This is a genomic window from Streptomyces sp. NPDC003035, assembly GCF_042888285.1.
In the GTDB taxonomy this organism is placed as follows: domain Bacteria; phylum Actinomycetota; class Actinomycetes; order Streptomycetales; family Streptomycetaceae; genus Streptomyces.
The window spans coordinates 222,479-242,568 of sequence record NZ_JBIAPJ010000007.1; the positions used below are offsets into that span (position 1 = coordinate 222,479).

19 protein-coding genes are annotated in these 20,090 nt (G+C 72.9%); 4 read left to right on the forward strand and 15 right to left on the reverse strand.

Annotation, left to right across the window (positions count from 1 at the left end; all coding sequences use genetic code 11):
• Positions 1-36 precede the first annotated feature (36 nt).
• Entirely contained in the window at positions 37-231 is a 195-nt protein-coding gene (locus ACFYV5_RS23525; RefSeq protein ID WP_355111915.1) for a DUF1918 domain-containing protein, read from the forward strand.
• A gap of 10 nt (positions 232-241) precedes the next feature.
• On the opposite strand, the gene ACFYV5_RS23530 is transcribed toward ACFYV5_RS23525, so the two are convergent.
• Positions 242-1,549: a glycoside hydrolase family 10 protein gene (locus ACFYV5_RS23530; protein WP_389171481.1), complete on the reverse strand. Its 1,308-nt coding sequence runs from the start codon at positions 1,547-1,549 to the stop codon at positions 242-244.
• A gap of 169 nt (positions 1,550-1,718) precedes the next feature.
• Here ACFYV5_RS23530 and ACFYV5_RS23535 point away from each other — a divergent pair, with 169 nt between their 5' ends.
• Positions 1,719-2,579 carry a 3-hydroxybutyryl-CoA dehydrogenase gene (locus ACFYV5_RS23535; RefSeq protein ID WP_355111919.1) on the forward strand — a complete coding sequence of 287 codons (861 nt, stop codon included), beginning with the start codon at positions 1,719-1,721 and terminating at the stop codon, positions 2,577-2,579.
• Between the two features lie 89 nt (positions 2,580-2,668).
• Here the strand turns inward: ACFYV5_RS23535 and ACFYV5_RS23540 are convergent, their stop codons facing one another.
• The 10 genes from ACFYV5_RS23540 to infC all read right to left on the reverse strand — a co-directional run bounded on the left by ACFYV5_RS23540 (position 2,669) and on the right by infC (position 13,774).
• The gene (locus ACFYV5_RS23540) at positions 2,669-3,199 is read right to left on the reverse strand and encodes an NUDIX domain-containing protein (protein WP_389171485.1); all 531 of its coding nucleotides are present in this window, start codon (positions 3,197-3,199) and stop codon (positions 2,669-2,671) included.
• Between the two features lie 51 nt (positions 3,200-3,250).
• Positions 3,251-4,594, reverse strand: coding sequence for a transcriptional regulator (locus ACFYV5_RS23545; RefSeq protein WP_389171488.1), 1,344 nt, complete (start codon positions 4,592-4,594; stop codon positions 3,251-3,253).
• A gap of 262 nt (positions 4,595-4,856) precedes the next feature.
• Positions 4,857-5,939 (reverse strand): PP2C family protein-serine/threonine phosphatase, encoded by a 1,083-nt coding sequence (locus ACFYV5_RS23550; RefSeq protein WP_389171491.1) that lies wholly within the window; start codon positions 5,937-5,939, stop codon positions 4,857-4,859.
• Positions 5,940-6,237: 298 nt separating this feature from the next.
• Positions 6,238-8,751: a phenylalanine--tRNA ligase subunit beta gene (gene pheT, locus ACFYV5_RS23555; protein ID WP_389171494.1), complete on the reverse strand. Its 2,514-nt coding sequence runs from the start codon at positions 8,749-8,751 to the stop codon at positions 6,238-6,240.
• Positions 8,751-9,878 (reverse strand): phenylalanine--tRNA ligase subunit alpha, encoded by a 1,128-nt coding sequence (pheS, locus tag ACFYV5_RS23560; RefSeq protein WP_355111928.1) that lies wholly within the window; start codon positions 9,876-9,878, stop codon positions 8,751-8,753. The genes pheT and pheS overlap by 1 nt, the downstream gene beginning before the upstream one ends.
• 135 nt (positions 9,879-10,013) lie before the next feature.
• Positions 10,014-11,180 carry an ATP-binding protein gene (locus tag ACFYV5_RS23565; protein WP_355111930.1) on the reverse strand — a complete coding sequence of 389 codons (1,167 nt, stop codon included), beginning with the start codon at positions 11,178-11,180 and terminating at the stop codon, positions 10,014-10,016.
• Positions 11,181-11,262: 82 nt separating this feature from the next.
• Positions 11,263-12,102, reverse strand: a complete 840-nt coding sequence (locus ACFYV5_RS23570) for an RNA methyltransferase (protein WP_355111932.1) — start codon at positions 12,100-12,102, stop codon at positions 11,263-11,265.
• Between the two features lie 134 nt (positions 12,103-12,236).
• On the reverse strand, positions 12,237-12,623 hold the full coding sequence (rplT, locus tag ACFYV5_RS23575; protein WP_043227974.1) for a 50S ribosomal protein L20: 387 nt from the start codon (positions 12,621-12,623) through the stop codon (positions 12,237-12,239).
• Positions 12,624-12,730: 107 nt separating this feature from the next.
• Entirely contained in the window at positions 12,731-12,925 is a 195-nt protein-coding gene (rpmI, locus tag ACFYV5_RS23580; RefSeq protein WP_019884943.1) for a 50S ribosomal protein L35, read from the reverse strand.
• 123 nt (positions 12,926-13,048) lie between these two features.
• Positions 13,049-13,774, reverse strand: a complete 726-nt coding sequence (infC, locus tag ACFYV5_RS23585) for a translation initiation factor IF-3 (RefSeq protein ID WP_355111934.1) — start codon at positions 13,772-13,774, stop codon at positions 13,049-13,051.
• Between the two features lie 317 nt (positions 13,775-14,091).
• On the opposite strand from infC, the gene ACFYV5_RS23590 reads away from it, so the two are divergent.
• Positions 14,092-14,469, forward strand: coding sequence for a DUF1844 domain-containing protein (locus tag ACFYV5_RS23590; protein ID WP_355111936.1), 378 nt, complete (start codon positions 14,092-14,094; stop codon positions 14,467-14,469).
• A 38-nt stretch (positions 14,470-14,507) separates the two neighbouring features.
• On the opposite strand, the gene ACFYV5_RS23595 is transcribed toward ACFYV5_RS23590, so the two are convergent.
• The 3 genes from ACFYV5_RS23595 to ACFYV5_RS23605 form a co-directional block, all read right to left on the reverse strand.
• On the reverse strand, positions 14,508-15,242 hold the full coding sequence (locus ACFYV5_RS23595; RefSeq protein WP_389171502.1) for an SseB family protein: 735 nt from the start codon (positions 15,240-15,242) through the stop codon (positions 14,508-14,510).
• A 62-nt stretch (positions 15,243-15,304) separates the two neighbouring features.
• On the reverse strand, positions 15,305-16,495 hold the full coding sequence (mycP, locus tag ACFYV5_RS23600; protein WP_389171505.1) for a type VII secretion-associated serine protease mycosin: 1,191 nt from the start codon (positions 16,493-16,495) through the stop codon (positions 15,305-15,307).
• Positions 16,492-17,838: a hypothetical protein gene (locus ACFYV5_RS23605; RefSeq protein ID WP_389171508.1), complete on the reverse strand. Its 1,347-nt coding sequence runs from the start codon at positions 17,836-17,838 to the stop codon at positions 16,492-16,494. Before ACFYV5_RS23605 ends, mycP begins: the two co-directional genes overlap by 4 nt.
• A 139-nt stretch (positions 17,839-17,977) precedes the next feature.
• On the opposite strand from ACFYV5_RS23605, the gene ACFYV5_RS23610 reads away from it, so the two are divergent.
• The gene (locus ACFYV5_RS23610) at positions 17,978-19,180 is read left to right on the forward strand and encodes an amino acid deaminase/aldolase (RefSeq protein WP_389171511.1); all 1,203 of its coding nucleotides are present in this window, start codon (positions 17,978-17,980) and stop codon (positions 19,178-19,180) included.
• A 7-nt stretch (positions 19,181-19,187) separates the two neighbouring features.
• On the opposite strand, the gene ACFYV5_RS23615 is transcribed toward ACFYV5_RS23610, so the two are convergent.
• Positions 19,188-20,090, reverse strand: a complete 903-nt coding sequence (locus tag ACFYV5_RS23615) for a DUF2510 domain-containing protein (RefSeq protein ID WP_389171514.1) — start codon at positions 20,088-20,090, stop codon at positions 19,188-19,190.

Sequence of the window (20,090 nt, forward strand, 5' to 3'; positions counted from 1 at the left end):
AGTAGGACAAGCACGGCCGCGAGGAGGTCACCCCCGATGCAAGCGACAGTGGGCGACAAACTGCTGGTGCACGGCCGGACCGTCGGTCAGCACGACCGTACGGCCGAGGTCCTTCAGGTACTGGGCGAGAACGGCAGCCCCCCGTACCGCGTCAAGTTCGACGACGACGGTCACGAGGCCCTGATGTCGCCGGGCCCCGACACCGTCGTACGTCGTCACGAGCAGAGGTGAACCGGATCGCCTAGCGCGGTGGGCGGACCCAGGTCGGGTAGTGGTCGGCCACGACGGCGGCCATCGCCCCGATCCGGTCCGACGCGACTTCCCGTGCCGAGAAGTAGCAGTGCCCGCCCACCGTCGGATACCGGGCGGCGAGCGTCAGATGCCGGGAGAGCTCCTTCGGGTCCTGCCAGGCGGCCGGCTGGGCGGGGTCACCGCACTTGTAGAGCGCCTCGCCGATGTACAGGCCGACGTCCGTGCCCCGCACCGTCTCGTCCCACCAGGGCACGAGCTTGGCGTAGTCGGCGGCGGCGAAGCCGATGTTCCAGTACAACTGCGGGATCACGTAGTCGATCCAGCCCTCCCTGATCCATTTCCTGGTGTCGGCGTACAGGTCGTCGTAGGTCTGCGCCGACTGGGTGTCCGACCCTTCCGGGTCGGTGCCGGCGTTGCGCCAGACCCCGAAGGGGCTGATCCCGAACCGCGGCCGCCCGGCGGTCTCCTTGATCCGGGCGGCCGTCTCGGAGACCAGCAGGTCGATGTTGTTCCGCCGCCAGGACGCCCGGTCCCGGAAGCCCCCGCCGTACCGCGCGTACGCCTCGTCGTCGTCGAAGGCCTCGCCGTCGACCGGATAGGGGTAGAAGTAGTCGTCCCAGTGCACGCCGTCGATGTCGTAGCGGCGGACGGCGTCGAGCATCGCGTCCTGGACGAAGCGGCGGACCTCGGGCAGCCCGGGGTTGTAGTAGAGCTGCCCGCCGTACGGGACGATCCAGTCGGGGTGGCGCCGGGCCGGGTGATCGGCGGACAGCCGGCCCGGATCGGCGTGACGTGCCACGCGGTACGGGTTGAACCAGGCGTGCAGCTCCAGGCTCCGCGCATGGGCCTCCGCGACGGCCGTGCCCAGCGGGTCCCAGCCGGGATCCCGGCCCTGCACCCCGGTGAGGCACTCGGACCAGGGCTCGTGCGGAGACGGCCACAGGGCGTCGGCGCTCGGCCGCACCTGGAGGATCACCGTGTTCAGCCGCCGCTCGACGGCCTTGTCCAGATGGGCGAGGAGTTCGGTCCGCTGCTGGGCGGGGGTGAGGCCCGGGCGGGAGGGCCAGTCCCGGTTGGCGACCGTCGCCAGCCACATGCCGCGGAACTCGGGCTCCGCCCGCGCCCCCTTCCGTACCGGATCCGGCTCCGCCTCCGGCTGTCGCTCCTGTGGCGAAGCCGACGCCTGTGGCAAAGCCGACGTTTGCGTCGACGCCGACGCGCTCGCACTGCCCGCGGCGGCGGAAAACACCGTCAGCGCGGTGCCCGCCACGAACCCTCTTCTCCCGATCGATCCCATATGTCGCTCCTCAGGTGTTGGATACGTCACACGCATGAGCAGATGATGCCCAGCCCGGGCGATCGATCATCGGTTAATGAGCGGTAACGTCGTGGGGTCGAGGCGGACGCACCGGAATCACACGGGCCCGCCGCCAGAGAAGAGCGAAAGGCACGAGGTGACGGACTCCATGGCCGACATTGAGCGCGTCGGAGTGGTGGGCTGCGGCCAGATGGGCGCAGGCATCGCGGAGGTGTGTGCCCGCAGCGGCCTCGAGGTGAAGGTCGCCGAGACCACCGGCGAGGCGCTGGAGATCGGCCGCACGCGGCTCTACAACTCGCTGGCGAAGGCCGCCGAACGCGGCAAGATCAGCGACGAGGAGCGCGACGCGACGCTGGCGCGCCTCAGCTTCACCACCGACCTGGGCGAGTTCGCCGACCGTGACCTCGTCATCGAGGCCGTCGTGGAGAACGAGCAGGTCAAGACCGAGATCTTCCAGGTGCTCGACCAGGTGATCACCCGGCAGGACGCGATCCTCGCCTCCAACACCTCCTCGATCCCCCTCGTGAAGCTCGCCGTGGCGACCTCGCGCCCCGACCACGTCATCGGCATCCACTTCTTCAACCCGGCACCGGTGCAGAAGCTCGTCGAGCTGATCCCGGCCCTCACCACCTCCGAGGGCACGATCAGCCGCGCGCAGATCTTCGCCGAGAAGGTGCTGGGCAAGCACGCCATCCGCGCCCAGGACCGGTCCGGCTTCGTGGTCAACGCCCTGCTGGTCCCGTATCTGCTCTCCGCGATCCGTATGTTCGAGTCGGGCATCGCCAGCCGCGAGGACATCGACAACGGCATGGAGTTCGGCTGCGCCCATCCGATGGGCCCGCTGAAGCTCGCCGACCTGATCGGCCTGGACACGATCGCCTCGATCGCCGACTCGATGTACACCGAGTACAAGGAGCCGCTGTACGCCGCTCCCCCGCTGCTCCAGCGGATGGTGGACGCCGGCCGGCTCGGCCGCAAGACCGGCTCGGGCTTCTACCCGTACGCCTGAGCTTCCACCCGTACGCCTGAGAGCCACCTGACGTCCGAACGGCCCGTACACCCGCACAGGTACGGGCCGTTCGGCGTTCTCCCGGCGGCTCAGCCGAGCCGCAGGTGGTGCAGCAGCAGGAGGCCCGCCGCCATGTTGGCCGCCGGGATCTCGCCCCGGGCGATCATGTCGGGTACCAGCTTGAGCGGTACCCACTCACGCCGCGAGGACTCGAAGTCGTCCTCGGGCGGGCCGATGTACGTGGCCTCCTCCGCCCAGTAGAGGTGGTGCCGGGCGTCGGTGAGGCCGTTGGACGGCTCGACGGTGAGGAGATGTCGCAAGGGCCCCGGGCGCCAGCCCGTCTCCTCCTCCATCTCGCGGGCCGCGGCCGCCTCCGGCTCCTCTCCGTCCTCCACCACACCGGCGGCCAGCTCCCAGCCCCAGCTGTCGGTGATGAAGCGGTGCCGCCAGAGCATGAGGACTTCGTTGGCCTCGTTGACGGCGGTCGCGACGGCGACCGGGCGGAGCCGGATCAGATAGTGGTCGAGGTGGCGGCCGTCCGGGAGTTCGACGTCCGCGAGGTTCACCCGGAACCAGCGGTTCTCATACACGGGCTGTTCGCTTATTTTCGTCCACTGCACGTTTCTGCCACCTTCCGATTGGTCGGTGGCAATATGGCAGCAGTCCGGGGCTCACAGGGGAACGCGCAGTGCCCCGTCGATGAGTTCGGCCGCCTCATGCGCGTCCCCGCAGTCGCTCGCCAGCAGATGTTCCCGCACGAGCCGCAACCGGTCCCGCAGGCGCTGCGACTCCATGCCGCGCGCCCGCTCCGTCATCTCCACGGCCGTCCGCGCCGCCTCGTCGGCCTCCCCCTGCCGCAGCTCGATCTGGCACAGCATCGCCAGCCGGTGCACCCTGCCCCGGTCGTGCGCCGGCGTCTCCACGGCCGCCCGGGCGTGCTCCCGTGCCGCCGGAAGATCCCCCAGACTGAGCAACGCCTCGGCGACCTGCACATTGACGAGCCCGGGCTGCACATAGCCCGTCTCGGCCGGCTCGTGCCCGGGGCTGATCCGCTCCGCCTCCGCCTCGGCCCGTCGGATGCAGGTCAACGCGGCCCGTCCGTCACCGAGATGGGCGTACGCCTTCGCCTGCATCGCCGAGAGATCGGCGGCGAGCGCCGGGGTGATCTGCCGCCCGGCCGCCCGCAGCGCCGCCTCGGCGAACGCCACCGCCTGCCGGTACTGCCCCATGAACAGCGACTGGTTGACGAGCAGCGCGATCACATAGGCGCCGAGGCCGCGGTCCCCGCTCGCCTTGGCGAGGCGCAGCGCCTGATGGAAGTACCGCTGGGCGAGTCCGTGCGCGTCGGAGTCGTACGCGCAGATGCCGGCCACCGCCACCAGGCCGCCCGTGGCGCGGTGCAGCTGCCGGCCGAGATCGTCGTTGTACGCGCCCCGCAGCAGCGGCGCGGTCTCGGCGTTGAGGAAGCCCACGACCCGCGTGCGGGTCGCGATGCCGCCGGCCTTGCGGTACATCTGCTCGTAGTGCGCCCGGGCGGCGCGGAGCATCGTGATGTCGGCCATCGACACCCGGGTCCGGCCGTCGCGGGACACGTCGGCGTCCTCCGGCGGGTTCTCCCACTCCCAGACCGGCATCACGGCGGGGGTGCCGGTGACGGCCTGCGCGCCGAGGACGTGCGGCCGCTGCTGCTCGTCGGAGCGCCAGAGGGCGGTGGCCCGCTCGACGAACCCGGAGAGCGGCGACCCGTGCGCGCCGACGTCGCCGCCCGGTACGCCCAGGCCGATGTCGTCGAGGGTGACCGGCCGGTGCAGCCGGACGGCCAGCACCTCGCAGATCAGGTCGGGGACCTGCCCCCTCGGCCGCTGCCCCTTCAACCAGCGGGCGACGGCCGTGTGTTCGTACCGCAGGGTCAAACCCCGGGAGCGGCCCGCGCGGTTCACCTGGGCAGCCAGACCGGCGTGCGAGAAGCCCGCCTCGTCCAGCAGGGCGTCAAGCAGGGTGTTGGGCTGCTGCACGGGCCCCTCCGGGGGTTGCTGCTCCGTGGGCGCCACCAGCGTAGCGGCGGGTGGATTCGCACGGGGTGTGAATGAAGTGCCCGCATTCGCGGTCCGTGCACTCTGCCGCGGTCCCGTCCGGGCCGGTTGACTGAGCGCCTCGCCGCAAGGCGACCGGGCCGCCGGCTCCCCCTCGAACAGTACGGCGGCCCTCTCTCGCCGCCCGCCCTGCCGACCTGCCCGACACTCCGTGGCAGGGCGGGCGGCACACCCGTCCCACCGCTCACCCGTGAGGGGAGGGCGCGGGTCGGGGACGGCGCAGCCCGGGTTCGGCGGGCTGCGCCGGCACCCGCGTCCGGTCGTTGCGGACGACCAGCAGGGCGACGTCGTCGGCGAGTCGGCCGCGCGTGTGCCGCAGGAGGGCGGTGTGCACCCGGCGGACGAGCACGGCGGGTGAGAGGGGCGGCGCGGCATGGGCGGCCTCGGCCAGGACCGATTCGAGCGCGAAGAAGCGGCCGGCTCCGTCGCGGGCGTCCTCGGCCCCGTCGGTGTGCAGGAAGAGCACCTCGCCCGGCAGGAGCCGGGTGCAGTGGTACGGGGAGAGGTCGGCCGGCAGCGGGAAGGTGCCGAGCGGCGGCAGCGGGTCGCCGACGGGGACGGTCTCCACCCGGTGGCCGATCCGGTACGGGCCCGGGTGCCCGCAGTTGAGGGCGTACACCTCCCCGTCCTGGCGGATCTCCAGGAGCAGGACGGTGACGAACTCCTCGGCCGCGGGGTGCTCCGGTTCCCGTCCGTCGCAGAACGCCGGGTGCTCGTCGCGGGCGCGGTCCCGCAGGTGCCTGCCGAGGGCCCGGTCCAAGCGCCGCAGGACGCCGTCGAGTCCGGGTTCGTCGTGGGCCGCCTCGCGGAAGCTGCCGAGCACGGCGACCACGGCGCCGAGAGCCGCGAGACCGTGGCCGCGGACGTCCCCGATGACGATCCGTACGCCGTAGGGCGTGGCCACCGCCTCGTACAGGTCCCCGCCGACGGCCGCGCCCCGGGAGGCCGAGAGCTGGCCGGCGGCGACGGACAGGCCGTCGAGCCGAGGCGACGGCGGGCGCAGCAGCACGCGCTGGGTGGCGTCCGCGATGGCCCGCACCCGCTTCAGCTCGCGCGAGAGACCGTGGCGGATGCCGAGGATCAGCCCAGTGCCGACGGTGAAGAAGACCACGCTGGTCGCGATGCGCATGGGCAGGCCCGGTTGCTGGGCCAGGGGACAGCCGAGTTTCCAGGTCACGGCCACAGCCCCCCAGAGCGTGGGAAGGGCGAGTGGAGCCAGTCGGCGCAGCCGGGACTCGGGGGAGAGCAACGTCCTGGTACGGATCATGCACGGCCCTTCCTGAGGCCCTGCAGCGCCCGAAGGCCCTGCGGCACACAGGTCCGCCCCTGTGGCCGCGTCGATTCTCCCGACCGCACCCCGCACGGGGGAACGCCGACCGGGCATCTCACCCGAAGGAGTGAGCGCACGCGCCGCACCACCGCGCGCCGCCCGTCCGCCACGCGTCCGCCCCCCGTACAGGAGAGGCAGTCCCGTACGGGTGCGCAAGCCCGTCGGGCGAAGGACGGCAACGCCGAGGGGGCCGGCCCGGTGGTGTCCGGGCCGGCCCCCTCGTGGGGTTCCGCGATCAGGCGCCGCGCAGGACGGCGCCCGTGCGCTCGGCCGCGAGGGACACGGCCGCGTCACGCGCGGCGCTCGCCTCGTCGACCGTGAGGGTGCGGTCCGTGGCACGGAACTTCAGCGCGTACGCCAGGGACTTCCTGCCCTCGCCGAGCTGGTCGCCGGTGTACACGTCGAACAGCCGGATGGACTCCAGGAGTTCACCGGCGCCGTCGCGCAGCGCGGACTCGACCGTGGCGGCCGGGACCGACGCGTCGACGACCAGGGCGACGTCCTGCGTGGCCACCGGGAAGGAGGAGATGGACGGGGCCTTCAGGGGGCCCTCGTTCGCCTTCTCCACCAGGTCCAGGTCCAGCTCCATCGCGCAGGTGCGGTCCGGCAGTCCGAGCGCCTTCACGACGCGCGGGTGCAGCTCGCCGCCGTGGCCGACGAGGACCTTCTCGCCGTCCACCACGACATGGAACGCGGCGCAGCGGCCGGGGTGCCAGGGGGCGTGCTGGTCGGCGCTGATGATCAGCTCGACACCGGCCTCGGCGGCCACGGTGCGCGCCGCCTGGATCGCGTCGGCCCAGTCGGACGGGCGGCCCTTGCCCCACCAGCCGGCCTGCTCGCGGGCGCCGGCGAGGACGACGGCGACCCGGCGCGGCTGCGCGGGCAGCGCGGCGTTGACGCCGGCGATCTCCTCGTCGGTGGGACGGCGGTCGACGGGCAGTCGGACGGCGACACCCGGCTGCTCACCCGGCCGGAAGACCAGACCGGTCTCGAAGAGCGCCAGGTCGTGGCTGCCGCGCCCGTCGTTGCGGCGCAGCGCGGCGAGGAGGCCCGGCAGCAGCGTCGTACGGAGCGCGGGCTCCTCGTCGGAGAGCGGGTTGACCAGCGTGACCGTACGGCGCCGGGCGTCGTCCGCGTCCAGGCCGAGCTGGTCGAAGACCTGCGCGCCGATGAACGGGTAGCTCAGCGCCTCGACGTAGCCGGCGCCGGCCAGCGCGCGGCCGACCCGGCGGTGGGTGCGCTGGCGCTCGGTGAGGCCACGCCCGGCCGGCGGCTTGGGCAGCGTGGAGGGCAGGTTCTCGTACCCCTCCAGCCGGATGACCTCTTCGGCCAGGTCGTTCGGCACGTGGAGGTCGGGGCGCCACGACGGGACGGTGACGACGAGCTCGTCCTGGCCGTAGACGTCGCAGCCGATCTCCTGGAGCCGGCGGACGACGGTCTCGCGGCCGTAGTCGACGCCCGCGACCTTGTCCGGGTGGTTCGCCGGCATGGCGACCGTGCGGGGCGCGGACGGCGCGATGATCTCGGTGACACCGGCCTCGGCGGTACCGCCCGCGAGCAGCACCAGGAGGTCGACGGTGCGCTGTGCGGCGGCCGCCGCGGCCTGCGGGTCGACGCCGCGCTCGAAGCGCTTGGACGCCTCGGAGGACAGCTTGTGCCGACGGGCGGTGCGGGCGATCGAGATCGGGTCGAAGTGCGCGGCCTCGATGACGACCTCGGTGCTGCCGCCGTCGACGTCGGTGTGGTCGGCGATCTCGGTGTTGGCACCGCCCATGACGCCCGCGATGCCGATGGGGCCGCGGTCGTCGGTGATCACCAGGTCGGCGGCGTCCAGGACGCGAACGGTGCCGTCGAGGGTGGTGATCTTCTCACCGGCCGCGGCGCGGCGGACCCCGATGGGGCCCACGAGCCGCGAGCGGTCGTAGGCGTGCAGCGGCTGACCCAGCTCCAGCATCACGTAGTTCGTGACGTCGACGGCGAGCGAGATCGGGCGCATGCCGGCCTTCTGGAGGCGGCGCCGCAGCCAGATCGGCGAGCGGGCCTCGGGCTCCAGGCCGACGACCGTACGGGCGGTGAAGCGGTCGCAGCCGACGGGGTCGGCGATCTGGACCGGGTAGCCGTACGAGTTCGGCGCGGGCACGTCGAGGAGCGCCGGGTCGCGCAGCGGCAGGCCGTACGCGATGGCGGCCTCGCGGGCGACACCGCGCATCGAGAGGCAGTAGCCGCGGTCGGGCGTGACGGCGATGTCGAGGACCTCGTCGTACAGCTCGAGCAGCTTGGTGGCGTCGAGGCCGATCTCGTGCTCGGGCGGCAGCACGATGATGCCGTGCGTGCCGTCGTCGCCCATGCCCAGCTCGTCGCCGGAACAGATCATGCCGCGGGAGACCCGGCCGTACGTCTTGCGCTCGGCGATCCGGAAGTCGCCGGGGAGCACGGCGCCGGGCAGCGCCACGACGACCTTGTCGCCCTCGGCGAAGTTCCGGGCGCCGCAGATGATCTCCTGCGGCTCGCCCGTGCCGTTGGCCTGGCCGACGTCGACGGTGCAGAAGCGGATGGGCTTCTTGAACTCCGTCAGCTCCTCGATGGTGAGGACCTTGCCGACCACCAGCGGGCCGGTCAGCCCGGCACCGAGCTGCTCGACGGTCTCGACCTCGAGTCCTGCCGAAATGAGCTTGGCCTGGACGTCACGTCCGGTCTCCGTCGCCGGCAGGTCGACGTACTCCCGCAGCCAAGAAAGCGGGACCCGCATCAGATCTCCATCCCGAACGGCCGGGTGAAACGGACGTCACCCTCGACCATGTCTCGCATGTCATCGACGTTGTGGCGGAACATCAGCATCCGCTCGATGCCGAAGCCGAAGGCGAATCCGCTGTACTTCTCCGGGTCGACACCGCAGGCGACGAGCACCTTCGGGTTGACCATGCCGCAGCCGCCGAGCTCGATCCAGCCCTCGCTGCCGCAGGTGCGGCAGGGCCGGTCCGGGTTGCCGACGGACTCGCCGCGGCAGACGTAGCAGAGCATGTCCATCTCGGCGGACGGCTCGGTGAACGGGAAGAAGTTCGGGCGGAGCCGGGTCTTCATGTCGGCCCCGAAGAGCGCCTGGACCATGTGGTCGAGGGTGCCCTTGAGGTCGGCCATGGTCAGGCCCTCGTCGACGGCGAGCAGCTCGATCTGGTGGAAGACCGGGGTGTGCGTGGCGTCGAGCTCGTCGGTGCGGTACACGCGGCCGGGGCACACGACGTAGACCGGGGGCTCCCGGTCGATGAGCGTCCGGGCCTGCACCGGGGAGGTGTGCGTCCGCAGCACGACACCGGACTCGTCACCGGTGGTGCCTTCCGGCCCCTGGACGAAGAAGGTGTCCTGCATCTGGCGGGCCGGGTGGTCCGGGACGAAGTTCAGGGCGTCGAAGTTGAACCACTCCGCCTCGACCTCAGGACCCTCGGCGACCTCGTAGCCCATGGAGACGAAGACGTCGGCGACCCGCTCCATGAGCGTGGTCAGCGGGTGGCGCGCGCCGGCCGGAACACGGTCGTACGGCAGGGTGACGTCCACCGCCTCCTCGACCAGGACGCGGGCGTCGCGCTCGGCCTCCAGCTCCGTCTGCCGGGCGGCGAGCGCCTTGGAGACGGCGCCGCGAGCCTGGCCCACGAGCTTGCCGGCCGCGGCCTTGGCCTGCGGCGGCAGCGCGCCGATCTCCCGGTTGGCCAGCGCGAGCGGCGAGGTGCCGCCGGTGTGCGCGACCTTCGCGTGCGCGAGCGCGTCGAGGTCACCCGCGGCGGCGAAGGCGGCGAGCGCCTCGTCCCGCATGCGCTCGATCTCTTCCGGTTTCAAGGCCTCGACCTCGACCGGGTCGTACGACTTATTGGGTGCGGACATCTCTTCCCGTGCTTCCGTTCGGCTGGCTGGGCGGCCCCGCTCGACGACAAGGGCGCAAACGTGCCAAAGGTCGAGTCTAACGGGGCGCGAGGACGCGAATGAGCCCGTGGGCAGGCCGGGCGGCTGGTGATCTCGTCAGGCGAGATAGGCCGGGGCGCCGACGGGCAGGATAAATCGGAACTCGGCGCCACCGCGGGGGCCCCGGCCGACGGTGATGGTGCCGCCGTGGGCCTCGACGATGCCCTTGACGATGTAGAGGCCGAGTCCGGTGCCGCCGCGCTTGCTTCCCCGCCAGAAGCGGGTGAAGACGCGCCCCATCGACTCCTCGGGGATGCCGGGGCCTTCGTCGCTCACGGTGACCGCCGTTCCCTTCTCTCCGTCGGTGGTGGCGCAGGTGGGTGCCACCTCGATGGTGACGGTTCCCTCGCCGTGACGCACCGCATTTTCCAGCAGGTTGCCGAGGATCTGGTCGACCTTGTCCGGGTCGGCCCACAGATCGGGCAGCTCGGGCCGGACCCGGACGAAGAAGCGGTCCGGGGACTGGCCGCCGGCGGTGTGGGCCTGGATGTGGCGGCCGACGGCGGCGGCGATGTCGACGGGCTGGCGGCGCACCTCGAGCCGACCGGAGTCGATCCGGGAGATGTCGAGCAGCTCGGCGATGAGCCGCGTGATGCGGTTGGCGTCGGCGTCGACGGTCTCCAGCATCAGCCGCTTCTGGTCGTCGGTGAACCGTTCCCACTTGGCGAGCAGGGTCGCCGTGAAGCCCTTGACGGAGGTCAGGGGGGAGCGCAGCTCGTGGGCGACGGTGGCGATGAGTTCGGCGTGGCTGCGTTCGGTACGGCGCCGGGCCTCGGTGCCGCGCAGGGAGACGACGACGCGGCGGACGGGGCCGGTGGGGTGCTCGCGGACGTAACGGGCGGAGACGAGGACCTCGCGGCCCCCGGGCAGGAGCAGATTGCGTTCGGGCTGGCCGCGACGGGTGGCGAGGCCGCCGTAGGGGTCGGTGAGGGTCCACCAGCGCCGGCCCTTGAGGTCCTCCAGTGGCAGGGCCTGCTCCAGCGGGAGGCCGAGGGCCTGGTCGGCGGGTACGGAGGTGATACGGCCTGCGGCGGCGTTGAAGCACACGACCCGGCCGGTGGCGTCCGCGACGACGAGCCCGTCGGGCAGCTCGTCGGGATCGATCCCGGGGCTGTCCGGCGCCGGGGAGTCGGCCTCCCCCGGCTCTCCCCGCTCGCCCGGCTCCTTCGGAGCAGGCGGTTCGGCACTCCGTGCGTGTGCGGGACTGTCCGTGCCGACCGTCATCCCCGTTCCCCACCCCTCCGTGTAGCGCAGTGGGCCCCCGAGCCCGTCACCCTACTAGGTGGAGGTGACGGAGTGGACCCCCTCAGCGGGAGGTTCGGGGGCGCTGGGCACGCGCGGAGGCGTACAGGCACACGGCGGCGGCCGTCGCGAGGTTGAGGCTCTCGGCCTTGCCGTGGATCGGTACGCGTACCACCGCGTCGGCGAGGGCGCGGGTCTCCTCGGGGAGCCCCCATGCCTCGTTGCCGAAGACCCAGGCGGTCGGCCCGCCCATGGTGCCGGCGTCCAGTTCGTCGTCGAGGTCGTCTTCTCCGGCCCCGTCGGCCGCCAGGATCCGTACGCCCGCGGCCTTGAGGCCGGCGACGGCCTGCTCGACCGGGACGCCGACGACCACCGGGAGGTGGAAGAGCGAACCGACCGAGGCGCGGACGGACTTGGGGTTGTACAGGTCGACGGAGGCGTCGGTGAGGACGACGGCGTCGGCACCGGCCGCGTCGGCGCAGCGCAGGACGGTGCCGGCGTTCCCGGGGTCGCGGACGTGGGCCAGGACGGCGACCAGCCTGGGCTCGGCGGCGAGGACCTCCTCGAACGGCGAGTCGAGGAAGCGGCAGACGCCGACGAGGCCCTGCGGGGTGACGGTCTGGGAGACCTCGGCGAGGACGGCGTCGGAGGCGTGGTGGACCCGGGCCCCGGCCGCCCGGGCGGCCTCGACGATCCCGGCGTACCGCTCGGCGGCCTCGACGGTGGTGAAGAGCTCGACGAGGGTGGGCTCACCGGTTCCGCCGCGGTGCTGGACGGCCTCGCGCACGGCCTGCGGGCCCTCGGCGATGAAGAGGCGGTCCTTGCCCCGGAAGTTGCGCTTGGCGAGCCGCTTGGCGGCGACGACACGCGGGGAACGCGGGGAGATCAGCTCGGGGGTACCCATGGGGTCGGCGGCTCTCTTTTCGTACGTACGAGAGTGTGCGAGGCGGTGCGGGGCGGTGCCGGAAAGGGCGGAACGCGCGGGACCCGCAGGCCCGAGGGCCTGCGGGTCCGGTGCGAAGATCTGCGGCCTGGAGATCAGGCAGCGGCCTTCGGCGCGTTGACGTCGGCCGGGAGGGCCTTCTGCGCGACCTCGACGAGCGCGGCGAACGCGTTCGAGTCGTTGACGGCCAGCTCAGCGAGGATCTTGCGGTCCACCTCGATGTTGGCGGCCTTCAGACCCTGGATGAGGCGGTTGTACGTCATGCCGTTCTGGCGGGCAGCGGCGTTGATGCGCTGGATCCACAGCTGACGGAAGTCGCCCTTGCGCTTCTTGCGGTCGTTGTAGTTGTAGACCAGGGAGTGGGTGACCTGCTCCTTGGCCTTGCGGTACAGGCGCGAACGCTGACCGCGGTAGCCGGAGGCCGCCTCGAGGATCGCCCGGCGCTTCTTGTGGGCGTTGACTGCCCGCTTGACGCGTGCCACTTCTTAACTCCTTGTAGCGGGGCCGTGGTGGTACTCACACGACCCGGAAATCGGATGGGTCCCGGACTTGGCCGGATGCCCTCGTCTCCGAGGGCGGGAGATCAAGCTCAGATGCCCAGCATCTTCTTGATCTTGGCCGCGTCGCCCGGGGCCATCTCGGCGTTGCCGGTGAGGCGACGCGTCAGCTTGGACGACTTGTGCTCGAGCAGGTGGCGCTTGCCGGCGCGCTCGCGCAGCACCTTGCCGGAGCCGGTGATCTTGAAGCGCTTCTTGGCACCGGAGTGCGTCTTGTTCTTCGGCATCGCGCCGTTATCTCCTCGTCAGTGGCGCTCCCGCCCGGTGCGGACACCGGGCATCCGGGAGCGTCAGATCTTCGTTTGGTGGTCCGGGCGGGCCCGGGGCTGCCTGGGTGGCAGCCCCTCGGATCACGCCTCGGGGTTCTCGGCCTCGGCGGGAGCCTCGGCCGAAGCGTCCTCGGCCGGAGCCTCGGCGGTCTCGTCGGTCTCGTCGGACGAGACACCCTGACGCTCCGCCTTGCGCGCGGCCTGGGCCTCACGCGCCTCGGCCATGGCCTCGGTCTTCTTCTTGTGCGGGCCGAGAACCATGATCATGTTCCGGCCGTCCTGCTTCGGGTTGGACTCGATGAAGCCAAGCTCCTCGACGTCCGACGCCAGCCGCTGCAGCAGCCGGAATCCAAGCTCGGGGCGGGACTGCTCACGACCACGGAACATGATCGTGATCTTGACCTTGTCACCCTGCTTGAGGAACCGGACGACGTGACCCTTCTTGGTGTCATAGTCGTGCGGGTCGATCTTCGGCCGGAGCTTCATCTCCTTGATGACCGTGTGCGCCTGGTTCTTGCGCGCCTCACGGGCCTTCATGGCCGACTCGTACTTGAACTTTCCGTAGTCCATGAGCTTGCACACGGGCGGACGGGCGGTCGCCGCCACCTCGACCAGGTCGAGGTCGTACTCCTGTGCGAGCTCCAGGGCCTTGGCAAGCGGAACAATCCCGACCTGCTCGCCGCTGGGTCCGACAAGTCGCACCTCGGGAACGCGAATCCTGTCGTTGATGCGGGGCTCGGCGCTGATGGATCCTCCTAGGTAGCACCACGCGACCGCCTGGCGGACGGACGCGTATGTCTGTGACATTGAGACCAACCGCGCCGGCACATCAAAAACGCCCCGGACGGGACACAGGCGGGGCTCCACGGAAATACCGGAGCACCGCCGCGGTCAACCGCGGGGCGCACATCGGGCGGCTCCATCGTCCGTACGGAACGATGGGCGCCACCTGACCGGTGACCCGCCGCCCGCGAGGGCGGCAAGGTGGGAGATCGGAGCCTCCACTTGCGGGCCGGGCACACACGTGTCCGGCCGGTCGTTACACAAGGTTAGCACCGCCCGCGCCGGTTCGCTAACGGAGGCCAGCACCGCTCCCCCGTCCGTCGCCGCTTATCGTGTGGGGCATGAGCGAAACGCCCCACACCGAGTCCACCGAGTCCACGGACTCCGCCGACTTCGACGCCATGACCCGCGACATCGCGGAGGTCCCGGCCGTCGAGGTGATCGTGACGGTCGCCGTCAACCTGATGAGCGCCGCCGCGGTGAAGCTCGGGCTCACCGAGGAGGGCGACGAGCACAAGGACCTCGACGAGGCGCGCAAGCTGATCCACGCGCTGGCGGGCCTGCTGGACGCCGGCGCGACGGAGATCAGCTCCTTCCACGCGGCCCCGCTGCGAGACGGCCTGAAGTCCCTGCAGCTCGCCTTCCGCGAGGCCTCCTTCGTCCCGGACGAGCCGGGCCAGGGCCCCGGCGAGAAGTACACGGGGCCGGTGTACGGCTAGGACCGGTTGCGGGGGTACGGGGGCGCCCCCGTACCCGCTTATCGCTTGACGTAGAAGGGCTCGCCCGGAGGGGTGGCCGTGGCCGGCAGGAGTGCCAGGTCGAGGCCGCGCACCAGGCGGGCCCTCAGTGTTTCGTCGGCCGCCAGGGAGCGGGCCACCCGCTGGGCGGCCTCCGCCGGCGCCGCGTCGTCGGCCAGGACGAGCGCGAGGGTGCCGTCCGCGCTGCCGGGGCCGAGGTGGGCGCGCAGGACCGCCGGCTCGGCCGCGACCGCGTTCCGTACCGCTTCCCGTACCGCCGGGTCGTCCAGCGGGTCCGCGCTGGTGCGGCCCTCCGCGAGGGCCAGCAGGGCCGGGCCGCTCAGCTGGTACGGGACGGGGCCCGCGAGATCGAGGACGACGGTGTCGGCCTTCTCGTGCGCGGCGGCCTGGAGCGCCTGGTGCAGGGGGACGGCGACGGGCCGGGCCGCCGGGTCCCAGAGCGCGAGCGAGGCGATCGAGGTGAACGCGGGCAGCGCCCGCCGGTCGCCCGCGGTCAGCGTGGGCACGGCCATGTCGCTGGTCTTCTCGCGGCGCAGACCCGTCTCGGCGTCCTCCTCGACCTCGCCGAGGACGGCGACGACGGGGACGAGCAGACGCGCGTCCCGCAGCGCCTCCAGGACCGGGCCGTGGGCGGTTCTGTCCTCCGCCCAGGCCGCGAGGGCCGCGGCGAGCCGCGGGTCGGCGGTGCCGTCGTCGTCGGAGAAACCGGGGTCAGGGATGTTCTTGAGCGCCACGCCCCGAGCCTAACCGCCGCTTCGGGGCTGTTCTCCCGGCGGGTGGCCTGCTCGACAGGAGGTCACCGGCGCGGTCCCGTGGTGCGGCCACCGCGCCAGAGGACCACCGCCACGGCGAGCAGCACCGCGCCGAGGCCGCCGACGGTGGGGGCCAGCAGGCCGATCGGTTCGCTGTCGTCGGGGTCGGCCTGCGGTCCGGGGCCGAAGTACCGGCCGGTGTAGCCGGAGGAGGCGCTCTTGGGGTCGGCGCCCTTGAGCCGGTGGCCGGCCTCGATCGCGGCGGCCGGATCGACGGTGCCGTACCCCTTGGCGTCGCTGCGGCCATTCTTGGGCCGGTTGCGGGCGGTGTCGATCAGGAGCTGCTTGACCTGGGCGGGGGTCAGGTCCGGGTGGGCGGCGCGGACCAGGGCGACGGCCCCGGACACGAAGGCGGCGGCGGCGCTGGTGCCCCAGCCCTCGTAGTAGCGGCGGTCGGGGTCGGCGATGACGATGTCGACGCCGGGGGCGCTGACGGTGGCGTACCAGCGGCTGGTGGAGAAGGAGGCGCGCGTGCCGTAGCGGTCGACGGCGGTGACGGCGACGACGCCGGGATAGGCGGCGGGGTACGAGATGTGGTCGCCCTTCTCGCCGCCGTTGCCGGCCGAGGCGACGACGGAGACGCCCTTGGCGAGGGCGTACTGGACGGCGGCGTCCTCGCCCGCGTCCGGGTGGGCGGACTTGGAGTCGTCGCCGAGGGAGAGGTTGATGACGTCGGCGCCGTGGTCGGTGGCCCAGCGGATGCCCTCGGCGAGTGCGGTGCCCCGGGTCTTGCGGGCCTTGTCCCGGGCCTTGTCGGTGCCTTCGAGGATGACCCGGACGGGCAGGATCTTGACCTTGGGCGCCACGCCGAGGACGCCGTCCTGGCGGCCGGGGCCGTGGCCGTGCCCGGCGATGATGCCGGCCATGGCGGTGCCGTGCCGGGCCCAGGCACGCTCGCCCTGTTCGGCGCCGAAGCCGACGAGGTCCTTGCCGGTGAGGACGGAGCCCGCGAGGTCGGGATGGTCGGCGTCGACCCCGGTGTCGAGGACGGCGACGGTGATGCCCTCGCCCTTGGTGGTGCGCCAGGCCTGCGTGGTGTGCAGGGCTTCGAGGCCCCATTGGCGGGCGCGGATGGTGTCGGCGTACGCCGGGGTGGTGAGGGCGGGGAGGACGGCGAACGAGGCGGCGAGGAGGACCGCGAGGGTACGGGGACGGGAACGACGGGGACGGGTCACTGGTCGCCGTCCTTCGTGGCCGCGGTGACGGCGGTGCGCAGTCCACGTTCGATGCGGTCGGCGACGCCCTTGGCCTCGTGGCCGAGACCGGCCTGGGCGGGGGCGCTGGTCTGTCCGGCGGACATGGCGCGTTCGGCGGGCTCGGGGCGGTCGACGGGGCGGCCGTCGGCGAAGCCGGCGACGGAGGTGACGACCACGGGGAGGTCGGTGAGGGGGCGCGTGAACCAGCTGGCGCGCTGCGCGGCGCCGAAGCGGGCGGCGACGGTGCCGGGGGCGGCCAGCGCCGGGGGCACGTCGGTGGCGATCCGGGCGGCGCCCTCGCCGGCCAGGGTGCGGGTGGCTTCGGGGTCGGCCTGGGTGAAGACGAGGCCGACGGTGACGACGCTGCTGGCGGTGGCGTCGGTGTACGTGGCCCGCAGGACGCGGTCGCAGCCGACGGTCCGCACCGCGGTGAGCAGGCTCTTCTGCAGGACGGCGGCCGTGCAGGGGGCGTCGGCGGCGACGACGACCCGGGTCCAGGTGCGGTCGGCCGCGCCGGGGCCGCTGCCGGGGCCGGCGAGGGTACGGGGGAAGAGGGTGTCGACGGGGACGTCGTGCCAGAGGGTCCTGGCCTCTTCGTACCCCGGGGGCAGGGCCGGTTCTCCGGCGTCCGTGGCGGCGATTACGGCTCCGGCGACGGCCCCGCCGATGAGACCGATCCCCAGGACGAGACAGGCTCCGGCCGCGACGAGGCGCCCGGTGCGGCGCTCGCGGACGGGCCGCAGGCGGGTGGTGGTCTCGGCGGGGGTCTCGGGCGGGACGGTGGAGGGCCGGTACGCGCCGTAGCCCGCCGAGGGACGTATCGGCGGGAGGGGCCCCGGTGCCGCGGGGCGCGGGGGCTCGGTGGCACGGATGGGTCGCAGGCGGGTGGTCGTCTCGACGGCGGGCACGTCGGAGCCGTGCGGGGGCCGGGCGTTCGCGGTGCGGGGCGCGGGCGCGGCGGGGGCCGGGGCGGCGCCCGGCATGCGGGGCGCCTGTGCCGGACGCGGCGGGGCACCGTGCGAAGGCTGGGCGTGGGGGGCTCGGCCCGGCTGGGGCGCGGGCGGACCGGCGGGTGTCCTGGGCGGCGTCACGCTCGGGTGCGGAGCGGTCGTCCCACCGTACGGAGCGGCGTTCGGCTGGGGGTTGTTCCGGCCCGGTGCGGCCGGGGCCGGGCGGTCCGGGCCGCCCTCCGGCGAGGCACCCGACGGCGCGGGGGCGCTCGCGGCGCGGGGGCCGCTGGGGGCGGCGTCGTTCCTCGGCGTCGGGGGCGGGAGCAGGGCGTCGGTGATGCGGGACGTGGGGTGGTGCGCGTCGGTGCTCATCCCCGTCCCCCTGGTCGTCCCGACCGGTTGTTCCGTCGTGCCGCCGGTCCCGGCAATGCCCGCCACTCTACGGGCTGTTCCCCGCAGCACGGGAACTCAGGGGCTACCCACCCGTAAACCCGTCTGGCAAGCTCGGGCCATGACTCCCCGCGCCGCCGACCGGGCCCGGTACGACCGGGCCACCGCCCATCTCGACGCGCCCGTGGCCATCGTCGATCTGGAGGCGTTCGACGCCAACGCCGACGATCTCGTGCGCCGCGCGGGCGGCAAGCCGATCCGGGTGGCGAGCAAGTCCGTCCGGTGCCGTGCGCTCCTGGAGCGGGTGCTGGCGCGCGAGGGCTTCGCGGGGATCATGTCGTTCACGCTCGACGAGTCGCTGTGGCTGGCCCGGGCCGGGTTCGAGGACGTCCTGCTCGCCTACCCGTCCGCCGACCGCACCGCGTTCGGCGAGCTGGCGAACGACCCCAAGCTCGCCGCCGCCGTGACCGTGATGGTCGACGACCCGGCGCAGCTGGACCTGATCGACGGGGCCCGCGCGGGCGGCGCCGAGGAGATCCGGGTCTGTCTGGAGCTGGACACCTCGCTGCGGCTGCTCGGCGGCCGGGTACGGATCGGGGCCCTGCGTTCGCCGCTGCGCGAGCCCGCCCAGTTGGCGGAGCTGGCCCGTTCGGTGGCCCGTCGGCCGGGCTTCCGGCTCGTCGGGATCATGGCGTACGAGGGGCATGTCGCCGGTGTGGGGGACGCGCTGGCCGGACGCCCGCTGCGGTCCCGGGCGATCCGGCTGATGCAGTCGGCCGCGCGCAAGGAGCTGGAGTCCCGGCGCGCGGCCGTGGTCCGTGCCGTGCGGGCGGTGGCGCCGGACCTGGAGTTCGTCAACGGCGGCGGCACGGGCAGCGTGCAGCACACTGCGGCCGAGGAGGCGGTGACCGAGATCGCCGCCGGTTCGGGGCTCTACGTGCCGCGTCTCTTCGACAACTACACGTCCTTCACCGGCCGTCCCGCCGCCCTCTTCGCCCAACCCGTCGTACGTCGTCCCGGGGTCGGCGTGGTGACGGTGCTCGGCGGCGGCTACCCGGCGTCCGGTGCGGCGGGCGCGGACCGGCTGCCCGTCCCGTACCTCCCGGAGGGGCTGCGCTACGACCCGCAGGAGGGTCCCGGCGAGGTGCAGACGCCGCTGCTCGGGTCGCCCGCCGACGATCTGCTCATCGGGGACAAGGTGTGGTTCCGGCACGCGAAGGCGGGGGAGCTGTGCGAGCGGTTCGACAGCCTTCGGCTGGTCGAGGGCGACCGGGTCACGGCGACCGTCCCGACGTACCGGGGCGAGGGACGCACCTTCCTGTGACCGCCGGTCAGGACCCCGGGGTGAGCGAGCTGCCCACTCCCCCGCCCGTCGCGCTGCCGATGGGGAGGATGCCCTTCGTGATCGCGTCCATCGCGGCGAGCGGCGGGCCGTCGGGGCCCGCGTCGAAGGCGAAGCGCACGACGACCGGCGACTCGCTGCCCGTGGGGGACGGGAAGGCGAGCGACTGGACGTAGCCGCCAGGGCCCTTGCCGGTGGTGACCTGCCATCGGACCAGATAGCCGGTGCGGCCGGCGACGACGGTGGGGCGGGCGGCGATCTCCTTGTGGGAGAGGATGCCGCCGTACAGCTGGTTCCCGAGGACGTCGTCCTCGAAGAAGGCGTCGGCGGCCAGGGCGATGTCCTCCTTGGCGAGGGCCTCGGGGGAGGTGGCGTCCGTACCCGATGCCGTACGGGACTCCACGGTGCCGTGCCGGCACTCCTGGTTGGTGGCGCCGGGGCAGGGGTACTCGCCGACGGTCGTGACCGTGGGTGCGCTGCCCGCGCGGAACCTCGGCTCCTCCCAGCCCTGGATGATCGGGAGCGTGATGCCGTTGAGCTGGTCGACGACCTTCGTGGGGTCCTCGGCGGGCGGGCTGCCGGAGGTGGACGACGACGGCGTCGAGCCGCTCGTGGTCACCGCGGTCGGACCGGCCGTGACCGAGCCGCCATCCTCCTCGTCATCGTCGCCGAGGACGACGGCACCGGCGACGATCGCCACGACGACGGCCACCGCGCCCGCACCGAGCGCGACGGCCCGGCCCCGCCCGCCGGGGGCGGGAGGAGCGGTGAAGACCGTCGTGGGCGCCGTCGCCGGCCGGGTGTGCGCGGTCCAGGTCGTGCCGTCCCACCAGCGTTCGACGGTGGGTGTGGCCGGGTCCGGGTACCAGCCGGCCGGGGTCGTCATGCTCAT

What these genes read in the sequence shown, in the direction of transcription:
- rpmI (WP_019884943.1), bottom strand. Translation starts at nt 12,925, where the DNA reads ATGCCGAAGAACAAGACGCACTCCGGTGCCAAGAAGCGCTTCAAGATC.
- ACFYV5_RS23605 (WP_389171508.1), bottom strand. Translation starts at nt 17,838, where the DNA reads ATGAGCACCGACGCGCACCACCCCACGTCCCGCATCACCGACGCCCTG.
- ACFYV5_RS23530 (WP_389171481.1), bottom strand. Translation starts at nt 1,549, where the DNA reads ATGGGATCGATCGGGAGAAGAGGGTTCGTGGCGGGCACCGCGCTGACG.
- infC (WP_355111934.1), bottom strand. Translation starts at nt 13,774, where the DNA reads ATGTCACAGACATACGCGTCCGTCCGCCAGGCGGTCGCGTGGTGCTAC.
- ACFYV5_RS23565 (WP_355111930.1), bottom strand. Translation starts at nt 11,180, where the DNA reads ATGACGGTCGGCACGGACAGTCCCGCACACGCACGGAGTGCCGAACCG.
- pheS (WP_355111928.1), bottom strand. Translation starts at nt 9,878, where the DNA reads ATGTCCGCACCCAATAAGTCGTACGACCCGGTCGAGGTCGAGGCCTTG.
- pheT (WP_389171494.1), bottom strand. Translation starts at nt 8,751, where the DNA reads ATGCGGGTCCCGCTTTCTTGGCTGCGGGAGTACGTCGACCTGCCGGCG.
- ACFYV5_RS23590 (WP_355111936.1), top strand. Translation starts at nt 14,092, where the DNA reads ATGAGCGAAACGCCCCACACCGAGTCCACCGAGTCCACGGACTCCGCC.
- ACFYV5_RS23535 (WP_355111919.1), top strand. Translation starts at nt 1,719, where the DNA reads ATGGCCGACATTGAGCGCGTCGGAGTGGTGGGCTGCGGCCAGATGGGC.
- ACFYV5_RS23550 (WP_389171491.1), bottom strand. Translation starts at nt 5,939, where the DNA reads ATGATCCGTACCAGGACGTTGCTCTCCCCCGAGTCCCGGCTGCGCCGA.
- ACFYV5_RS23610 (WP_389171511.1), top strand. Translation starts at nt 17,978, where the DNA reads ATGACTCCCCGCGCCGCCGACCGGGCCCGGTACGACCGGGCCACCGCC.
- ACFYV5_RS23525 (WP_355111915.1), top strand. Translation starts at nt 37, where the DNA reads ATGCAAGCGACAGTGGGCGACAAACTGCTGGTGCACGGCCGGACCGTC.
- ACFYV5_RS23615 (WP_389171514.1), bottom strand. Translation starts at nt 20,090, where the DNA reads ATGAGCATGACGACCCCGGCCGGCTGGTACCCGGACCCGGCCACACCC.
- ACFYV5_RS23570 (WP_355111932.1), bottom strand. Translation starts at nt 12,102, where the DNA reads ATGGGTACCCCCGAGCTGATCTCCCCGCGTTCCCCGCGTGTCGTCGCC.